Origin of the sequence: Alkalibacterium sp. MB6 (assembly GCF_009935905.1) — a bacterium.
Lineage (GTDB): Bacteria > Bacillota > Bacilli > Lactobacillales > Carnobacteriaceae_A > Alkalibacterium.
The window spans coordinates 1-19701 of the sequence record NZ_PREX01000034.1; the positions used below are offsets into that span (position 1 = coordinate 1).

Consider the following 19701-nt stretch of genomic DNA (forward strand, 5'->3'; position numbering starts at 1 on the left):
GCCTATTTGGCATAAACCCGAACGTTCGGGAAAAAATGTAGTTAAACTTTAAGGTTTTTGTTGCATTCTCTTTACTAGTATATTCTCGAGTTTGACAGTCAAAACGACAAGAATGCCATAGGTATAGGCTCTCTTGTCGTTTTTTTAGTTGAAAAAGTGCGTACTATTTTTGTTTTTTCGTTTGTTTTAAAATGTTTTTCATTCTTTTTTGAGGAATAATTTCAGTGTCCGTTCTAAACCCAAACTCCTCATGGAGTTGATCAGTCAAATCCGTTCGTGTATAGGTTGGGATATACCCTTCTCCTGAATATTCAAACACACGCATCTTGCGCAGTGTATCAATGATATCAGGACAGGTATAAGCTTCATCTAATGTTTTTTCAAGAATACGATAAACCAGTAATGAAAGAAAACAAGTGAGGAAATGTGCTTTAATCCGGTCGTCCTTTCGGACAAAAACCGGTCGTGCACGCATTTCACTTTTCAGAATACGAAAGGTTTCCTCAATCTCCCAACGGCGATGAGATATTTTAAGTATCTCTTCTGAATCCCCCGATACATTTGTACAGATACCGTATAACCCATCGTATTTCGCTTCTTCTTTTATCTTCTCTTGATCTACTGTGACTTGAAAGTCCTTCGCGATCTCGCCTTCTTTAGTGACATGGGTCTCTTTTAAGAAACGCTTGAAATCTGTTGGACGTTTTTTCTTTAATTGACTTGGATTATCGGCTTTCTTCATGGCTCGTTCAATCTGTTTTCTGCGAATCTCTTCTTGATAGCGTTTATGCTTGGGAGAAAAAGTGATAATCAATCGCTGTTCTAATCCATTTTCATGGATCCAGCGTTCTTTATAATAGTGTCCTTTATCTTTTTCTAAATCCAAATCTTCCAGATTTATTTTACGGGAAGACCGATGCGATTCCCCTACGGGGAGCCAGTCCTTGGTATCCAATGCCCATTCCTTTAAATGCTTTTTTAACAGTTTAATAGACTGAGTCGTAATAAATCCTCTATTTCCAAAAGAGTTATAGAGTCTATTGTCATGAGAAGACAGTCCAGCGTCTGTACAAACAATAAACTGGGATAAGTTAAAATCGCGTATAATTCTCTTTTCCAATGGCTTTAACGTCGGTTGTTCATTTTGGTTGCCTGAGTGAATCACGAAAGAAAGGGGCAGCCCGTTACCATCCATGAACAGTCCCATTTGAACAATGGGGTTAGGGCGATTCTCTTTAGACATGCCGTATTGTTTTAAGCCTTCGGCTTCTTCAATTTCAAAATAGAAATTCGTGCAATCATAATATAATACCTGTTGGTTACGTTCCACAATTTCTAAACTGTTCTGATAGACCATTTCTTCGATAGTATTTGATTCTTCGGCTAAAACATCTAGGGCACGATAAATGTGCTGGGATTCTACTTCGTGCGCTTCAAGTAAATCTTGCGCACACTCAAACGTTCCTTTCTTTGACCGGGGATTCAGTATACGCATATAAATCAGTCGAGAGAGTATCGTGTTTAAGTCATAAGAAAAGTTGTGTTTGTCTGAAATGATGCGGCAGACCTTATCCAGCTTTAGTTGATGATAAAGGGATTGTAAAAATAAATACCCGACATTGAATGACCGTTGGTCATTTTTAGGGATGGGTTTATGGGGATCAAATTTCGCTACAATCTTGGCCTTTTTTTCTTTTTCTTTATCGGTCAAAGTCTTAGCGTATTGTTTGGCCCATTCATACGGATCGACTCCCGGATGTTTTTCTAAAATCTCTTTATCATTTCCTAGGGCTTCAACCACTTTTGTGGTTTTCTTTCCGTTAACATAAACGTCTTTAATGATCATATAGGAGGTAGAATGTTTTGACTGGCTCTTTTTCACGCGCATAGGAATCCCTCATATCTTAGTTTGATAAGCTTATTATACAATTGCACGAAATAGTACGCAATAATAAAGAAGTGAATTTGACAAAAAAATAAAGCCCTTATAGGCTTTCTGTCACTTTTTCTTGGTTTCAACTGTCAAACTCCCGGCCTATTTGGCATAAACCCGAACGTTCGGGAAAAAATGTAGTTAAACTTTAAGGTTTTTGTTGCATTCTCTTTACTAGTATATTATGATGAAATCATCTTAATAAGAGCGTTATCTAATATAATCTAGCGATATGGGCTAGAGTCTCTACCAATCCCCGAAAAGGATTGACTATTAGATTAAACAATACAATGAGTTTAAGAAACGACTAACCTGGAAGAGTTTGCTCGGGGGAGTTCTGGGATCCGTTTGTTTCCTAAACTTATTTATTGTTGTTATTAGATAACCCTTAATTAGTGTCTTCATGAAAATGAAGAAAATTATCGAAAGAGGGTTTTATCTTTGGTGGAAAAATTCTTTCAGTTGAAAGAGAATGGTACAACAGTCGGAACGGAAATTGCGGCAGGCTTAACTACATTTTTTGCAATGTCTTATATTATTTTTGTTAATCCTCAAATCCTGTCGATGACCGGTATGCCGACTCAAGCAGTCTTTTTGGCAACCGTATTATCAACGGCTGTCGGAACATTGATTATGGCTTTATATGCAAATGTCCCTTATGCCCAAGCACCTGGTATGGGAATGAATGCATTCTTTACTTATACGGTTGTATTTGCATTAGGCTTTTCGTGGCAAGAAGCTTTGGCAATGGTATTTTTAACAGGCTTAGTAGGTATAGCAATTACGGTAACACCTGTTAGAAAAACAATTATACGGGCTATTCCCAACAGCCTGCAACATGCGATCGGTGGGGGAATTGGTGTATTTATTGCTTATATTGGCTTAAAAAATGCTCGATTACTTCAATTCACTTCTGAAGGACAAGATATTGTATCCATTAATAACGAAGCTTATACAGCTGGAACTGAAATTACCGGAGCAGTTAACACTGTAGTTACTGGTGGTGGCATCATACCTGACTTAGGAAGCTTTGGGGATCCGTATGTGATGTTAGCAGTTATCGGGTTAGTCATTACAGTTGCTTTAATGGTTGCTAAAATTAAAGGAGCTATTTTAATTGGTATTTTGTTGACGACTATTATTGGAATCCCTATGGGAGTGACTGATTTGTCGGGTTTAACAAACCCGTCCAACTCGGTTTCATCTGCTTTTACTGATTTAGGAGTAACATTCGGAGCAGCTTTTGGTTCAGAAGGCTTTGGCTCGCTCATCTCAGACCCTTCTAGATACGCTCTAATTCTCATAACTGTTTTTGCCTTCACCTTGACGGATGTTTTTGATACCATCGGAACATTTATTGGAACAGGTAGAAAATCAGGTATATTTACACTTGAAGATGAAGAGTCAATGGATACAGGTAAGGGTATAAACACTAAAATGGAAAAAGCGTTGTTTGGTGACGTCATAGCGACTGCCTTAGGAGCAGTTTTTGGAACATCACCTGTCACCACTTTTGTAGAGAGTACTGCAGGCATCGGTGCCGGTGGACGTACAGGATTAACCAGTGTTGTAACGGCTTCAATGTTCTTATTAACTGCATTCTTCTCACCTTTGATTTCAATCGTACCTGGCGCAGCTACAGCACCAGCTCTAATTGTAGTGGGTATTTTGATGTTATCAGCATTTACAGAAATTGACTGGAATAATTTAGAAGAAGCTGTTCCTGCATTCTTTGCATCGATATTTATGGGATTCTCTTATAGTATTTCCTATGGTATTGCAGCAGGATTTCTATTTTACATTATCACTAAAGTAGCTAAAGGAAAGGTGAAAGTTGTTCACCCGGTATTGTGGGCAACGACAGCTCTATTTATTTTCAACTTCTTCTTAATGGGAAGACTTTAAACGTAAATGAAATAGAACTAGGACTATTACCTTATCAATTTTAGTTTTATTCGATCCTATAGGTATCAAATAAAAACTCGTTCCGAAATCCTTTAAGGGATTTGGAACGAGCTTTTTATTTTCTATCTAACTTTATTCATAGCGTAAAGCGTCTATTGGGTTCAAATTCGCTGCTTTTCTTGCAGGATAAATACCGAAGAACACACCAACACCAGAAGAGAAGAGTAAGACTAAAAGGACACTACCTAAGGTGATAACAGGAGTAATATTTAATGCACCTGCTACGAGAGTAGACAATAGGATTCCTAATGTTAAACCAATCATTCCTCCAATTAAGCTAAGGATAATAGATTCCATTAAAAATTGAACCAATATAACTGAGGTTGTTGCCCCCAGAGCTTTTCGTGTTCCGATTTCTCGTGTTCGTTCCGTTACAGAAACGAGCATAATATTCATCACACCAATACCACCTACTAGAAGTGCTATACCAGCTACAGCAGCAATAAAGTTAATGAACAGATTAAGCACGTTATCCACTTGATCTAATGCTTGTAAAAAGTTTTGAGCATTATAGATATTTTCTCCTACAGCATCATGACGAAGTTCCAATATACGAACCACTTGCTGAGAAACAGGTTCAATTTGATCAGTCGACTGAACTTCTATAATAACAGAATCGATACCGTCTACTTGAGGCAGGGTATTGCTAACGGTGGTGTAAGGCATTGCCATAAAGAGAGGGAGTTCACTTTCTTCAAAAGCTCCCTGTAAATTACCAAAAGACCCTTCGACAACACCAACAACACGTAAGTTCATTTGTTGCTGTTGAACTGTGATTCGAATCGTTTCGCCAACGACATCTACTCGTCCAAACAAAGCTTCAGCACCATCTGAGTCAATAACAACGACATCTTGAGCATCTGCGTAATCAGCTTCATTGAAGTATCGACCTTCTATTAAAGATGAACTCATCGTCTGGGTAAGGTATTGCAAGTCTGGTGTACCATAAGAAACAACGGCTACTCGGGCTTCGCCATCGTTTGACACCGTTCCAGAAGTTGTTTCGTTGGGGGAAATGTAATTTATCTCATCTATCGATTGTCTTAGAATGGTTAGATCTTCATTTGTTATTAAATCACCCGATTGTTCAGGATCAGTAGCATCGAGACTAATCGTCGTGGCACCTAACTCAGAGAATGTTGCAGTGATTTCTTCTGTGGCACCATTCCCGACTGCGAGAATAGCTATAACTGAAGCAATACCGATGATAATACCCAACATGGTTAGAAACGAACGCATTTTATTAGCAAAGATACTATCTAATGCCATCTTGAAGTTTTCTTTGATAAACATTTAGTTAGCCTCCTTACTCATAAGGGTTTTTGGTTCTTGATTCTCATCTTTTTGGAGGACACCATCTCTGAAATAGACAATGCGTTTAGTGTAAGCTGCCATTTCAGGTTCATGTGTAACCATAACGATCGTCGTTCCTTCTTTATTTAAATCTTGAAAAATCCGCATAATATCTTCAGTTGTTTTTGAATCCAAGTTACCTGTTGGTTCATCTGCCATCAAAACAGAGGGTTTGTTGACAATAGCTCTAGCGATGGCAACACGTTGTTTTTGTCCACCTGAAATTTCATTGGTTAAGTGGTACAGACGGTTCCCCAATCCAACTTTTTCCAAAGCTTCCGTTGCACGCTTTTTTCTTTCTTTTGCAGGAACCTTAGCGTAGACAAGAGGAAGCATCACGTTTTCCAGCACGTTCATGCGAGCCATTAAGTTAAAGGACTGGAATACAAAGCCAATTTCTTTATTTCGAATGCCTGCTAGTTCTGAATCAGATAAGCCAGTCACATCCGTGCCATTTAACTTGTAAGTTCCACTGTCAAATCGGTCCAGTAATCCAAGTATATTCATTAAAGTTGATTTCCCAGAACCACTCGGGCCCATTATGGAGGTGAATTCACCTTCTTTAATAGATAAAGACACTTTATCTAACGCTTTTAAAGGTTCTCCACCCATTCGGTAAATCTTTTCTATATCCGTGATTTCGATCACGAGAATTCCTCCTTTTAGTCTTCCAACTCAACTTCCATTCCATCTTCTAAACTTTGATCAGGAGACAGAACGACTTGATCGCCGGCTGACAGTCCATCAATGACTTCAATACGTGAATCAGCTTGAATACCTGTTTCAATGTTGACTTGATTAATATGTGTTCCATCAAATACAAAAACATATGGATTGTTTTCTTCATCATGGTTCAGTGATTCAATAGGGATAACTAGAGTGTTCTCACTTTCATCAACTTTGATGTCTACATCTATTTCAAATCCGGCAATCAATCCGTCTGTGTTTTCATCAAACGAGATAGTGGCACCAAGAGTAGTGTTTGATCCAAATTGAGTTTGCTGTTGAGTAGCGACGGGGTCCTTTTGAGAAACCGTACCTTCATACTCCATATCTCCATATGACAATAAGACGTCTTGGTCAACGTCCACTTGTGATGCATCTGAACGAGACAACTCAATGGATACTTGCAAATTAGATAAGTCCGACACAACGATAGCAGCTTGCCCTTGTTGAGCGTTTGTATCAGGCTCTTCTTCCGTTACGTTCACTTCAGTCACTGTTCCACTAAAGTTAGCTGAAAAGCTCGTGCCATCTATATAGGTGACGAGTGTATCGCCTTCTTCTACAGTGTCTCCGACAGAAACAGGTACTTCTGTAACAATACCTTGTCCCATAACCTCTTGAGTTTGACTCGGCTCAATCATGCCTGTTGTAACAATAATTTCCGTAATTGAATCTTCCGATACTTCCGCCGTACGCACCGTAACGGTGTCATCATCTCGTTGACTGTTATAAATACTCATACCAATAAACCCGACAAATGCCAGAAATACTAGTAAAGCAATCCATTTTTTACCCTTCATAAATAGTGCTTCCTCTCTATACTTGTTCTATTAGTTAACATGTTTCATTATACATCTAGTATAAATCCATATCTATGAAAACTAATGAAAATCACAGAATCTTCAAGTTCTCTTACTAATCGTAAGTGATAAGTTGAATAGACTAATTCGAAATAAGCAAATTTAGTAGGTTCTTTCGTATTGTGGTAAAATAAGAGAGAAATTAAAAAGAGATACTAACCAGCTCACGAAAACTACTCATAACTTATCTCAAACGAACCGTTAATGGTGACTGACGTGAAAGGAGAGTTTCACATGAAGGAGAAAATATTTGCAGTTGGTGATATACACGGACAAATCACACAATTTGAAGAGCTTCTTACTAACTGGAATGAAGAGAATGAACAACTAGTGTTAATTGGAGATTTAGGTGACCGTGGAGAAAATCCGAAAGCCTGTTTTGAATTAGCTAAAGAGTTAGTGGAAGATAAAGGTGCTATCTGTTTGCGAGGTAATCACGAAGATATGCTAATTAATTTTTTGAAAAATCCCTTTAGACATGCGGCTCTTTACATGATGAACGGTGGGACAGTAACGATTAAGTCGCTTTTGGACACCCATCACCAGTCAGATGACAGTACAGAATTAGCCGCAAGTATACAAAGTCAATACCCGTGGTTACTTCCTTTTCTGGAGTCCTTACCTTTAACATACGAATGGGAAGGGTACGTCTTTACTCATGCAGGAGTGGATTTAACTTTAAATGATTGGATGGACACATCTGATCATGATTACGTTTGGATTAGAGAAGGCTTTTATGACCAAGCTAATACGACTGACAAAACCTTTGTCTTTGGCCATACAGTCACGCCAATGCTTCATGGCAACCAGACCAATACGGATATATGGCAATCAGGCGATGGGAAAATAGGGATTGATGGAGGAGCCGTATACGGGGGGACCTTACATGGCGTGGTGTTTGATAAAAATGGACTGGTTAATCATTATCAAGTTGAAAACAATTAGTATAGGCTATTAAGATGGAATGGCTAGAAAGGAAAGCAGTGAATGAGGATTGGAACGATTTCGGATCTGCATATTGATCGAAACGAAGACATGCTTAAAAGGGGAGAGAGCTTTGCTCAACTAGTAGCGGAGGTGCTGCGTGAAAAAAGGGTGGATCGTTTGTTGATGGCTGGAGATATTTCTAATCATTATTTAACCACCCACACCTTCATAGAAGAGGTGAGCTTTCTTTCAGGTGTACCGGTACATTTTGTGCCGGGGAACCATGACTATTGGGCTAGAGATCACGAGGTCACGGATACGAACACCATTGATGCTTTTTTTAATCAAAAGACCTATTCACTTGTGAATAATCCGGTTCTATTGACTAACGAGTGGACATTAGTCGGTTCACCGGGCTGGTATGACTATGGTTATGGCAATCATGACAGGTATTCTATTGAACAGTTCGATAGAAAACAATACGGTTTTGCATCTTGGAATGACAAGCATTATGTTAATTGGGGGGAACCTGATCAAGTTATTAGTCATAAGATGCTGAATCAGTTAAGACAAGATCTAAAATCTGTCGGAAGAAGGAAGGTCATTCTGATGACTCATGTCGCTACTCACCCGGAATTCGTCATGCCATTGCCACACCGAGTATACGATTACGCCAACGCTTTCTTAGGTGCCCAGTCTTACGAGTCACTTTACGAGGAATTCAAAACGATAGAATATAGCATTATAGGACATGTTCACATGAGAAAAATTCTCCAAGAAAAAGAGCGCACCTTCATTACTGCATGCCTAGGGAGTCATAAACATTGGAAGAAATTTGATGTGAAGAATCAGCTGACTAAGAGTCTGGTGACCTTTGATATCAATTAAGTGAATAGAACTATTATGAAGAGAATGAATAGATGAGGTCAATGCAAGAGTAGAACTAAAGCAAAGACTCCATTCGTTCTTTTCTTTTTTTGTGTTAAGATAATAAAGCAGATAAATTCAGGGAGCTGATTAGATTGACAGAAACATCAAGTGCAATGGTGTTAAATTTAGTAATGAAAGACTTATCAGGTTTTACAAAAAAACAAGTGACAGCCGTATTGGATTTACTACAAGAAGGGAATACAGTCCCTTTTATAGCCCGGTACCGTAAAGAAGCAACAGACTCACTGGATGAAGTTCAAATTAGAGAAATTGAAGAACGGCATGCCTACATCACTCAACTAGAAAAGCGAAAAACAGATGTCTTGGCATCCATTGAAGAGCAAGGCAAGCTAACTCCAGAGTTAGAAAAAGACATTAAACAAGCAACCATTATGCAACGAGTTGAAGACTTATACCGTCCTTACAAGCAAAAACGCCGAACAAAAGCGACGATTGCGAAAGAACAAGGGCTAGAACCCTTAGCAGACTGGTTGCTAACTTTCCCTTCAGGGGACGTCATGAATGAAGCTGAAAACTATGTCAACGAAGAAGCAGGCATCACATCAGCAGAAGAAGCTTTAGCCGGTGCACATGAAATCATCGCTGAAGGTATTTCAGATAACCCAACATACCGTGAGTGGATTAGAGAGTATGTCGCTCAAAACGGATCGATAGTCAGTCAAGTCAAACATGCAGAAGCCGATGAGAAATCTGTATATGAGATGTACTATGATTATACTCAAACCATAAAGACACTTGTTTCTCACCGTATTTTAGCTATGAATCGCGGGGAGAAAGAAGGTATTTTATCTGTCTCTTTAGATGTTGATATCGACCGGATTCACGGCTATTTGTTCAAGCAAGAAATACCACAGCACGCTGAATCAGCAACGGTAGCCTACGTTGAGGCAGCTATAATCGATGCGTATAAACGGTTCATCGGACCAGCAATTGAGAGAGATATTCGAAACGAATTAACTGAAAAAGCTGAAGAACAAGCGATAGCTGTTTTTGGAGATAATCTAGGGAACTTGCTTTTACAAGCCCCACTTAAAGATCAGACAATACTAGGGTTTGACCCAGCTTACCGATCCGGTTGTAAGCTGGCGGTCATTGATGCAACAGGTAAGAATCTAGGGGTTCGAGTGATTTATCCCCATACATCAGCCAAGGATGATAAGCAGTCCCGTGCTGAAAAAGAATTTATTAAAATGATCGAAACATATAACGTGGATACTGTAGCAATCGGAAACGGAACAGCTAGCAGAGAATCAGAAGTTTTTGTTGCAGAAGCTTTGAAAAAAGTGTCTAAACAAGTCGCTTACGTCATAGTAAATGAAGCAGGAGCCTCTGTTTATTCTGCCAGTGATGAAGCAAGGAGAGAATTTCCGGATCTACAAGTTGAAGAGAGAAGTGCCATCAGTATCGCTCGACGCTTACAAGATCCTTTAGCAGAACTCGTGAAAATTGACCCTCAATCGATTGGCGTCGGTCAGTATCAACACGATGTGTCTCAAAAGAAATTAACTGAACAATTGGATTTTGTCATCGAAACAGCAGTTAACCGAGTGGGAGTTAATCTAAATACGGCGAGTGCGGCTTTGCTCAAGCACATATCTGGACTAACCAAAACGACAGCAGAAAATATTGTCTTATACAGAGAAGAACATGGTAAGTTTACGAATCGCGCTCAGTTGAAGAAAGTCAAACGACTGGGACCTAAAGCCTTTGAACAAGCCGTTGGATTCTTACGTATTCCAGACGGCAAAGAACCGTTTGATAATACAGGCATACACCCGGAAACCTACAAAGAAGCTGAACAAATTTTAGCACTGACAAGCATGACCAAGGATGACTTGGGTACAAGAGACCTAGAAAGTTGTTTGACATTATTAGACGAGAACAAAGCGCTATCCGAAACTGGGCTAGGTAAAGAAACTTACCAGGATATTTTGAAAGCATTAGTAGCCCCTGGAAGGGATATGCGCGACGATATGCCGGCGCCCTTACTACGAACAGATGTCATGTCTATGGAAGATTTGACAGAAGGCATGGCTTTAGAAGGAACGGTAAGAAACGTCGTTGACTTTGGTGCTTTCGTTGATATAGGTGTCAAACAAGATGGATTGGTTCACATATCTAAATTAAAAAAAGGATTCGTCAAACACCCAAGTGATGTGGTAGCCGTTGGGGACATCGTTAATGTGTGGATAGAATCTGTGGATATTAAAAAAGGCCGAATAGCTTTAACGATGGTCGAAGCTCAAGAAAAGACTGATTAACTTGTAAGTTTATGAAACGACACTGACTGTCTAATCAAACGATGGATTATTGAGAGGATGTACGATGAACCAAAAAGAGTTGCAACAATTAGTTGAATCAATCTCAATGGAGTATTTTCAAAAGCCATTCAATCACGAAGCGGTATTCAACAAACGCCTGAGAACGACTGGCGGACGTTATCACCTAAAAACCCATCACCTCGACTTTAACCCAGCCATTAGTGATGAGCTGGGGGATGAGGTGTTAATTGGAATCATCAAACATGAGTTGTGTCATTATCATTTGCATCTGGAAGGAAAAGGGCACCAGCATAAAGACAAGGCATTCAAAGATTTATTAAAAGAAGTCGGAGGTCTAAGGTTTGTACCGTCCAGGAAAGAGAAGCAACAAATGACACCTTTATGGCAATACCGATGCGGACAGTGCGGGATCGTTGTTGGTAGAAAAAGACGATTTAACACTGAAAAGTATGTCTGTTCTTCTTGTCGAGGAAGTTTCACCCTTATAGGCAAGAGAACAGCATGATAACTGTTCTGCTCAACAGAATGAGTCGCTCACATCAAAATCTATATTGACTTTAAATACTAAGATTGGTATGATAATTTCTGTTGAGAAACAGCGCACGTGGCGGAATGGTAGACGCGCCAGCTTGAGGGGCTGGTGGGGCTTAGCCCTGTGGAAGTTCGAGTCTTCTCGTGCGCATAAATATAAATAAAAGACGCTCTAACTCATGTAAGGGCGTCTTTTTGTGTCACCTAATTCTTAATCCATCTATCCATTCTATTTCCTCGTTAATTCCAAAATCAAATCTTTATAAATGTCAAAGAAAGCAAAATAATAATCTTTGTAAACATACTCATTTGTTTTGTGGGCCATTTTTGTCTCACCGGGACCAAACATCATAAATGGGAAGTCGACACCTTTGTCTCGCAACAGGTTAGAAGCATCAGTCGCTCCAGGGGACCCTTTAAGATCAATATCGAAACCTAAGTGTTTTCTTCCAATAGATTTAGCTAGATTCACCATATTTGATTTTCCGGAAGTAAATACGCTTGGTAAAGACATCGTGACATCCACGTCAATCTGGGCACCGTTTTTACTGTAAGTCTCTGCAGTTTTTTTGAACAAAGCAATGACTTCGTCGTTATCAAATTCTGGAATAGTCCGCACGTTAATTTCAGCGATAGCTTTTTCAGGGACGGAGTTGACTTGATTGCCTGCATTGAAAAGGGTTGTACTCATAACTAGTTGTCCTAAAACATCATTCACACGGTCATCATTATTTAATTTCCGATCTAATTCTAAAAGATAAGCCATTAAAGGATTAATAGCATTGCGTCCAAGGTGTGGCATCGAGCTGTGTGCAGATTCACCCTTAGAGGTTACTTTTAGGTTGAGTGATCCTTTGTGAGAATAAATGATTGTGTCATGAGAGGGTTCGGCAACCCATAAATACTCCACGTCAGCCATGTAGCCTTCTTCATACAGTTTCTTCGAACCAGCGCCTCCAACTTCTTCTCCAGTTGTCGCCATAAAGCGGACTGTACCATTTATCAGCTCATTATTTTCTTTTAGTTCTATCATTACTAAAACAAGGTTTACCAGTCCTGCTTTCATATCATTGGTTCCTCGACCATATAGCTTTCCATTTCGTTCAGTCAATGTAAAGGGATCTGATACCCATTCGTTTTCATCCCCTGCAGATACCACGTCCATGTGGCCGGATATGCCAATAACGGGGTGACCACTTCCTATTTCTGCAACTAAATTAACACGAGTATCCGTTACAGGAATGATCGTAGAGTCGATGTCATAGTCTAAAAATAGGTTTTTTAGATAATTAGCTACTTCAATCTCGTTTTCATTCACTGACTTCATAGATATCAAATCAGATAAGATGTTTAGTTTTTCTTCATCAGTAAATTGTTTCATAACAAATCCTCTCTTAAGACTTAAACCTGAACAAGTTACCTATCCATTATACCTAATATTTTTATTGAATGAAGGTTAAAGCTCAGGTCAGTATGTGTCAAGTTATTCTCGGTAACCTTTAATCCAAAAGAAAACATTCTGCTTTACGGAAATTTTTTTAACTCAGGATAAATTAACCAAACATTTTCGCAAGTATGCCTGTGAAGCTGGAAGTAGAAGCATAGTTGGTCAATTTACCTGTCTTCACCCGAAGGGTGTCTGTCTTTGATTTCTTTAGAGCCTCTCGTACTGCACCTTTGAGCTTTTTTCCAAGCTGTTCCACGTGTTCATCAACTTCTGATTTGAGCGCAGTATCCAACTCACTATTTCTTTCAGCCGTAAGTAGGGCACCAACATGTTCAGCGCCTTTGGTTGTCCAACTACGTCCCTGACGTTTCATTCGGTAGCTGTAAAAACGATGCCCTGTCTCGCATACACCCACGCCTCTGTCGATACTCAAATCTCTTTCATAAAACCCTTTAACATATGGCCAGTTGCGCCTCAGATAAGCATGTAGCTTTCTAATTTCCTCCATTCGGCCAACTGTCACCGTTTCAGGTACATCGACTATACGGCTCTCTGCGCTGTAGCCAATATACGTTCTACACGTTTCCACTCATACGCTCTAACCGCTTGCGTTAGACGATTCATCATAGGCTTATCAAAGCTCAATCTAGTTTTTATTTTTCTGTGAACATGAAATTTATCTCTAAAGTGTTCGTGCCGACGGCACATACCGATAATCGCTTCAAACCGATCAGCTTCATACCCGCTTCCCCCATCACTATTAGAGATCACAATCGACTGTTTTAGATCATATGTCTGATCAAGATAAACCGCAGCCTGTTCGAATGCTTCATGGCTGGATTTAACACTGAAAAAAGCCATTGGTTCAATCAGCTCATGTCGTTTTTTGTCTGCCAGCAATATGCAGACCGTCACCTTCAATAAATACATGGCTCACACGTCTTCGTTTCTCTTTCCTGGACGGACGGGGCTGGGAAAAAAGTCACCTTTTAGTAATAATTTATAAATCTGAGTAATTAAAAACACCTTCAAATCAAGGATCATTTTTCCTAGATTTGAAGGTGTCTTCTAATTCAGCTAGTTATTTCCCAGCCCCTTTTCCACCAATCTCCTGTGTAATGCTATGTATCGTCGTATGACTCGCTGAAATGGGTGAACAGATGCGAAGACCTTTCTCTGCTTGTCTAAAAGGCATTTGACTACCCATTTGAGCAATTTTCTTACGTACATTCAGAGAATAACGTTTACGCTTCTCGAGTCCAAGAGCCTCATCCAACGGCAAAAAACTCTTCTCCCCCTTTTTTCTCAAACGTCTTCGCTCAAAACGAACTTCACCGAATATAAACTGAATCGTTCGGGACTCAATACGATCGATTCGCCAGCCCTTCTCATAATAGGTCGCATACAATTCCTTATCTAATCTCTGGAAAAGAAGTCCCACTATAAAACTGTCTAAGTCCTTAAGCCATAGGCTTAAACCCATTTCCATATCAATGGGAGTGGAACTGTTCTTCAAAACATCAATTATTTGTGATAAACTAGGTAACATAAACGAGATCTTTCCTTTCTTTTGGTGTGGTAACTTTAAGATTAAAGGTCTCGTTTCTTTTTGTCCAATTTTATCAAATACCGAGGTTTATTTTACACTAACCAGCCTGATCAGAAGAAACTGGAACACGTCACTGTATCTGAACTGGAGCAATACATTAGTGAAGAGTAATTTGCGCCGGGCAGTATGTTGCCTAAAATCGAAGCAGCTATTGAGTTTGTAAAAGGGACAAAAGATGGCAAAGCGATCATCACGTCTTTAGAAAATATTGGAAATGCCCTCAATAACGATGGAGGAACAACTGTCTCACAATAGGAAAAAAGTTCGAAGCCTGTTCTATTATTTGTTTTTGCTAATAGTAGTGCAGGCTTCTTTTAAACCGATGATCAAATCTCTAAAAGCTTTAAAGAAAAAAACGACAAGAGATAGTAACGTAAAGCTGTGTCATCACTTGCTTTACCTTAATTATCCTTGTCGTTTTTTTAACTTGTATGCAATTAATTGAATTACTTTCGCCAAAAGTGGGGATAATCCTGTTTGTCATCAATATTAAACTGGATAATATCTCTTAGCAGTTCATAATAAATAGGCTGAGTCCACTTTATTTTAAATAGTTCTTTCGTAATGTCATAAGAAACATCTTGAAGTTCTTCAGAAAATTGTTTTAACGCTGCCTTTTCAGGAGCAACTGAAATGTGCTTCTTTGTAGGGCTAAAGGCAATAATGAACGTACCATTATTGACATACATCGGTTGGTTCCAAGCAATGCGGTGATCCAATTGCGGAAATTCTTTATCAGTCCACTCAAATAAATCTTTCATTATTTGACGGTGGTCCTCGTTGTCTATGGTTTCTAAATAATCAGCAAAGGTCTCCATTTTACTCATCCTCTCGAATTCATCGGTCTTATACATATTATAGCGAACCCTGATTCACATTACCATTAGAAGAAAAAGCAAAAAAAAAAGCACCCTTGTTTCCGCAAGGGCACCTGCATAGAAAGGAGATGATTTATGAAAAAGAAAACTAGTCGTAGTGTTGCAAACTTGTTTCTACACAAATGATAACGCATACATCCTAAGAAGTCAACATTTAATTTATCATTAATTTGATTGGCTGCAAACCATTGCAATTGTTGATATCACTCAGTATTTCTCTTGACGATGGATAGTTATTAAGGCAAAATGAACTCATAACACTGAGGAGGAATAGGATATGAGCAAGAGAATGATTCACACATGTATACGAGTCAAAGACTTAGACAAATCCATGTTATTTTACGAAGATGTATTGGGAATGAAAGAAGTCCGTCGTCTTGATTATCCCGACTTTAAGTTCACTTTAGTTTATTTGGCTTTGCCAGGTGATGAAGTAGAATTAGAATTAACTTACAACTATGATCAAGAAGAACCTTATGATTTAGGCAATGGCTATGGTCACATTGCTATCGGTGTAGACAATCTTAAAGATACTCACGAGGATTACAGCGAGTCAGGGTATGAGGTAACGGATTTAACTGGCTTATCGGATGGCGCAGCCTCGTATTTCTTCATTAAAGACCCAGATGGATACAAAATCGAGATCGTACAAATGTAAAGCATGCTGATCGGGGTGAGTCCCGGTCATACATATAAAGGGGAGAGTGTATGAAAGAACTTAACTTTAAAGCAGGAACATTTCACTATCCATCTAGAAGAGAACTGGTTTATGGAAGAAAAGGCATGGTAGCAACGTCTCATCCACTTGCTGCTCAAGTAGGTCTGGATATATTAAAAAAAGGGGGAAATGCCATTGATGCGGCAGTTGCAACTGCTGCCGCTTTAACAGTGGTTGAACCCGGTTCTAATGGCATTGGAGGGGATAGTTTCAGTATCATTTGGAAAGATAATAAGCTGACTGGATTAAATGCAAGTGGTCCATCTCCTCAAAAATTGGATGTAACTAACTACTTAAACAAATCACAACCATTTCCGACATATGGGTTAAAGTCGACAACAGTTCCTGGAGTGCCAGCTGGCTGGGTGGAATTAAATAGAAAACACGGGAAGCTTTCTTTAGAGGAAGTATTGGAACCAGCTGCTAAGTTAGCTGAAGAAGGAGTCGTACTGACGGATGTCGTGGCCCAATCATTTATCCGTTCATTCCGTCGGTTTTCAAAGGAAAAAGCAGCACATCCAGAATTAGAAAGCTGGTTTGACGTATTTGCTCCAGGTGGTAAAGAACCAGAAGCGATGTCGGTGTGGAGTTCAAAAGGGCACGCTCGTACACTCAGGTTAATTGCTAAAACGTCAGGTAAAGCATTTTATGAAGGAGAAATTGCCGAAGCCATAGATTCATTTTCCAAAGTGTTTGATGGTTTTTTACGAATAGAAGATCTTCAAGTATACAAACCAGAATGGGTAGATCCTATTTATGTTGATTACAAAGGATATAAAATATGGGAGATGCCTCCAAATGGTCAAGGAATAGTCGCTTTGATGGCTTTAAATATATTAAAGCAGGTTGAATTAAAAGGAAAAGATGACCCTGAAACCATCCACAAACAAATTGAAGCCATTAAATTAGCCTTTGCGGATGCTAATGTGACAATAGCAGACAGCCGTTTTATGAGAGAGCAGGTAGAAAGACTACTGTCTGACGATTACGCTATGAAACGATCTGCGCTCATTTCTGATGAAGCTTTAATTGCTGAGTCGAGTATCAAGGACCAGTCTGGTACGGTTTACTTAGCAACTGCCGATGACGAAGGAAATATGGTGTCTTATATTCAAAGTAATTATATGGGCTTTGGCTCAGGAGCAGTTATACCTGGCTATGGACTATCATTAAACAATCGAGCAGTCGGCTTTTCATTAGAAAAAGGACATGTTAATCAATTGGCGCCCAATAAACGACCGTTTAATACAATCATTCCTGGCTTTATAACCAAAGGCTCAGATGCTGTTGGGCCATTTGGTTTAATGGGAGGGATAATGCAACCTCAAGGGCATTTGCAAGTTGTCCAGTCAATGATCGACTTTCATATAAATCCTCAAGATGCTTTAGACAAACCAAGATGGCAATGGATCGAAGGGAAAAAAGTCATCGTCGAACCAACAATGCCACTGTCTATCATTTCAGAATTGAAGAGTAAGGGGCACAAGATTGAAGTCGAGTTGGAAAAAGGACAATTCGGTAGAGGACAAATCATTGTGAAGACAAAAAATAATATATTGACGGGAGCAACCGAACCAAGAACAGACGGAAGTGTCGCAGCTTGGTAGGAATTCGGTCTTTAATGCACAAACCAGTACAACATCGGAGGAAAAGTCATGGCCATTTTAGCATTCGATATCGGAGGCACATCAGTTAAATACGGAGTATGGACTAAGGGAAATCTTATTGAAAAAGCTAAGTTCAAAACACCCAAAACATGGGAGGAAATGAAAGAACAGTTATTGAGGGTTAAACTGAATGTATCTGAACATTATAATCTTGGGGGAGTGGCTTTTTCTGCTCCTGGAGCTGTGAATCAAAAAGCTAAGCAGATTGAAGGAACGAGTGCGGTGCCGTATCTACACTTTTTTCCTATTTACGATGAACTGGAAGCATTATTTGAGCTTCCTGTTTCGATGGAGAACGATGCCAACAGTGCAGGGTTGGCAGAGGCTTGGCAGGGGTCAGCAAAGGATAGCGATATGGTTTTGTTTGTGGTTATAGGTAGTGGCATTGGTGGTGCAGTCATCGTCAATAAAGAAGTTCATCATGGGCCTCACTTGTTTGGCGGTGAATACGGCTATATGCTATTAAATGAAGAAAAAACATTTAGTCAACTGGGAACAGCCGTTGCAATGGCAAAGCGCTATGCAAAAAGAAAAGGACTCTCACCAGATGATGTTGATGGACAACAAGTCTTTCAATTGGCTGAGCAAGGAGATCCATTAGCAAAAGAAGAGGTGGACACATTCTACTATTATTTAACAATGGGGCTTTACAATTTGGCCTATTCCTTTGATCCTGAAAAAATAGTGATCGGCGGTGGCGTCTCACATTTAGATGGTTTATTAGAAAAGCTGGATGAATCCTTTAAAGAGCTGCTTGAACGATTGCAATGGGATACCTTTAAACCAGTACTGGAATTATGTACCTTCAAAAGCGACGCCAACCTAATCGGTGCTATTTATAATTTTATGCTAAAGAATGGTTTAATTAATACGAATGCCTTATAGGAGGCCGACTAATGAAATTCAATACACACGACACCTTGCTATTCATAGGAGACAGCACAACTGATGCCGGAAGAGACAGAATGAATCCCGAAAGTATGGGTCAAGGCTTTCCACTGCTTATATCTGCTGCTCTACAGAATGTATTTCCAGAAAAGAGACTTACATTCATTAATAGAGGGATTGGTGGAGATAAACTCGTTGACTTGAAAAACCGCTGGGAAGAAGATTGCTTAAACCTTAATCCCGATATTGTCACTGTAATGATAGGTATTAATGATACATGGAGTAATGAGTCGAAAGCCGACGGTCCATCTGAAGAAGAGTTGGATGAATTTGAGTCTAACTATCGTTTTTTATTAAAATCTCTTCATCAAAGAACAGATGCAAAAGTTATTTTAATGGAACCTTTTGTGCTCCCTTTTCCTAAAGACAGAGTATACTGGCGAGCAGATCTTGATAAACGCATCCATGTCGTCCGTAAAATGGCTGGAGAATACCAGACAGAACTGATCCCACTAGATGGATTGTTGAATGCAGCCGGTTTAAAAAATGGGTTTAGTTATTATACAGGGGATGACGGGGTACATCCGACAGTTGCTGGACACGGTTTTATAGCTAAAACGTGGATAGACAGTATAGTAGATAAAAAAGAAGTTGTATTGCATTAAGTGGTATGCTATACTATTTCTATGCGATGAGTCGAGGACTCCACATTAGTTGGAGACTTCTGCACGATACAGATGTTAAATCATCACAACAGGATGTTGGTATCGGAAATAAGGGTGCTGTGAACACCTTATTTCACCTATTTATAGGTTGCGTAAAAAAGTGTGAACAATTGTTCATGCTTTTTTTTTGCTTAAAATCAAGGTTTGTTAGTTTACTAAATAACTATGTGTAAAATTAATGTCGGAGAGGGAAAATAATAACCCTAGACAAAAAGAAAGAAGACCCTTAATCTAGAGATAA

General features: G+C 39.3%; 18 protein-coding genes, 1 tRNA gene, 1 pseudogene and 1 riboswitch. Of the genes and pseudogenes, 11 read left to right on the forward strand and 9 right to left on the reverse strand.

Annotated elements, in window-relative coordinates; genetic code table 11:
• Positions 1-163: 163 nt before the first annotated feature.
• Positions 164-1888, reverse strand: coding sequence for an IS1634 family transposase (locus tag C3945_RS10860; RefSeq protein WP_161879675.1), 1725 nt, complete (start codon positions 1886-1888; stop codon positions 164-166).
• 240 nt (positions 1889-2128) lie between these two features.
• Positions 2129-2226: riboswitch (purine riboswitch) on the forward strand.
• A gap of 151 nt (positions 2227-2377) precedes the next feature.
• Here C3945_RS10860 and C3945_RS10865 point away from each other — a divergent pair.
• On the forward strand, positions 2378-3838 hold the full coding sequence (locus tag C3945_RS10865) for an NCS2 family permease (protein ID WP_161879692.1): 1461 nt from the start codon (positions 2378-2380) through the stop codon (positions 3836-3838).
• 132 nt (positions 3839-3970) lie between these two features.
• Here the strand turns inward: C3945_RS10865 and C3945_RS10870 are convergent, their stop codons facing one another.
• Genes C3945_RS10870 through C3945_RS10880 form a run of 3 tightly spaced genes read right to left on the reverse strand, consistent with a single transcriptional unit; the run spans position 3971 to position 6777 of the window.
• Positions 3971-5191: an ABC transporter permease gene (locus tag C3945_RS10870; protein ID WP_161879676.1), complete on the reverse strand. Its 1221-nt coding sequence runs from the start codon at positions 5189-5191 to the stop codon at positions 3971-3973.
• Complete coding sequence (locus C3945_RS10875) at positions 5192-5899, reverse strand: ABC transporter ATP-binding protein (RefSeq protein ID WP_161879677.1); 708 nt, start codon at positions 5897-5899, stop codon at positions 5192-5194.
• A 14-nt stretch (positions 5900-5913) separates the two neighbouring features.
• Positions 5914-6777 carry an efflux RND transporter periplasmic adaptor subunit gene (locus tag C3945_RS10880; protein WP_161879678.1) on the reverse strand — a complete coding sequence of 288 codons (864 nt, stop codon included), beginning with the start codon at positions 6775-6777 and terminating at the stop codon, positions 5914-5916.
• Between the two features lie 294 nt (positions 6778-7071).
• On the opposite strand from C3945_RS10880, the gene C3945_RS10885 reads away from it, so the two are divergent.
• From C3945_RS10885 to C3945_RS10905, 5 genes are all read left to right on the forward strand, one after another.
• Complete coding sequence (locus tag C3945_RS10885; RefSeq protein ID WP_161879679.1) at positions 7072-7782, forward strand: metallophosphoesterase; 711 nt, start codon at positions 7072-7074, stop codon at positions 7780-7782.
• Between the two features lie 42 nt (positions 7783-7824).
• The gene (locus tag C3945_RS10890) at positions 7825-8652 is read left to right on the forward strand and encodes a metallophosphoesterase (protein ID WP_161879680.1); all 828 of its coding nucleotides are present in this window, start codon (positions 7825-7827) and stop codon (positions 8650-8652) included.
• 134 nt (positions 8653-8786) lie between these two features.
• A complete protein-coding gene (locus tag C3945_RS10895; RefSeq protein ID WP_161879681.1) occupies positions 8787-10976 on the forward strand; it encodes a Tex family protein in 2190 nt (729 codons plus the stop codon).
• 64 nt (positions 10977-11040) lie between these two features.
• A complete protein-coding gene (locus tag C3945_RS10900) occupies positions 11041-11502 on the forward strand; it encodes a SprT family protein (RefSeq protein ID WP_161879682.1) in 462 nt (153 codons plus the stop codon).
• A 93-nt stretch (positions 11503-11595) separates the two neighbouring features.
• Positions 11596-11679: transfer RNA gene (locus C3945_RS10905), tRNA-Leu, on the forward strand.
• A 78-nt stretch (positions 11680-11757) separates the two neighbouring features.
• Here C3945_RS10905 and C3945_RS10910 read toward each other — a convergent pair.
• From C3945_RS10910 to C3945_RS10925, 4 genes are all read right to left on the reverse strand, one after another.
• Positions 11758-12909: an ArgE/DapE family deacylase gene (locus tag C3945_RS10910; protein WP_161879683.1), complete on the reverse strand. Its 1152-nt coding sequence runs from the start codon at positions 12907-12909 to the stop codon at positions 11758-11760.
• 172 nt (positions 12910-13081) lie between these two features.
• Entirely contained in the window at positions 13082-13564 is a 483-nt protein-coding gene (locus C3945_RS10915) for a hypothetical protein (RefSeq protein WP_161879684.1), read from the reverse strand.
• Complete coding sequence (locus C3945_RS10920; RefSeq protein WP_161879685.1) at positions 13516-13905, reverse strand: hypothetical protein; 390 nt, start codon at positions 13903-13905, stop codon at positions 13516-13518. Before C3945_RS10920 ends, C3945_RS10915 begins: the two co-directional genes overlap by 49 nt.
• A 151-nt stretch (positions 13906-14056) precedes the next feature.
• Positions 14057-14524 (reverse strand): UPF0236 family transposase-like protein, encoded by a 468-nt coding sequence (locus C3945_RS10925; protein ID WP_161879686.1) that lies wholly within the window; start codon positions 14522-14524, stop codon positions 14057-14059.
• A gap of 99 nt (positions 14525-14623) precedes the next feature.
• Here C3945_RS10925 and C3945_RS10930 point away from each other — a divergent pair.
• Positions 14624-14839: pseudogene (locus C3945_RS10930) on the forward strand (amino acid kinase family protein); the annotation flags it as partial.
• Between the two features lie 191 nt (positions 14840-15030).
• Here the strand turns inward: C3945_RS10930 and C3945_RS10935 are convergent.
• Entirely contained in the window at positions 15031-15402 is a 372-nt protein-coding gene (locus C3945_RS10935) for an iron chaperone (protein WP_161879687.1), read from the reverse strand.
• Positions 15403-15739: 337 nt separating this feature from the next.
• On the opposite strand from C3945_RS10935, the gene gloA reads away from it, so the two are divergent.
• The 4 genes from gloA to C3945_RS10955 are packed head-to-tail and all read left to right on the forward strand — an operon-like array spanning position 15740 to position 19400.
• Positions 15740-16120 (forward strand): lactoylglutathione lyase, encoded by a 381-nt coding sequence (gene gloA, locus C3945_RS10940; protein ID WP_161879688.1) that lies wholly within the window; start codon positions 15740-15742, stop codon positions 16118-16120.
• Between the two features lie 50 nt (positions 16121-16170).
• Complete coding sequence (locus C3945_RS10945; protein ID WP_161879689.1) at positions 16171-17787, forward strand: gamma-glutamyltransferase family protein; 1617 nt, start codon at positions 16171-16173, stop codon at positions 17785-17787.
• 48 nt (positions 17788-17835) lie between these two features.
• Positions 17836-18732, forward strand: coding sequence for an ROK family protein (locus tag C3945_RS10950; protein ID WP_161879690.1), 897 nt, complete (start codon positions 17836-17838; stop codon positions 18730-18732).
• Positions 18733-18743: 11 nt separating this feature from the next.
• Positions 18744-19400, forward strand: coding sequence for an SGNH/GDSL hydrolase family protein (locus tag C3945_RS10955; RefSeq protein ID WP_161879691.1), 657 nt, complete (start codon positions 18744-18746; stop codon positions 19398-19400).
• The last annotated feature ends 301 nt before the right edge of the window (positions 19401-19701 follow it).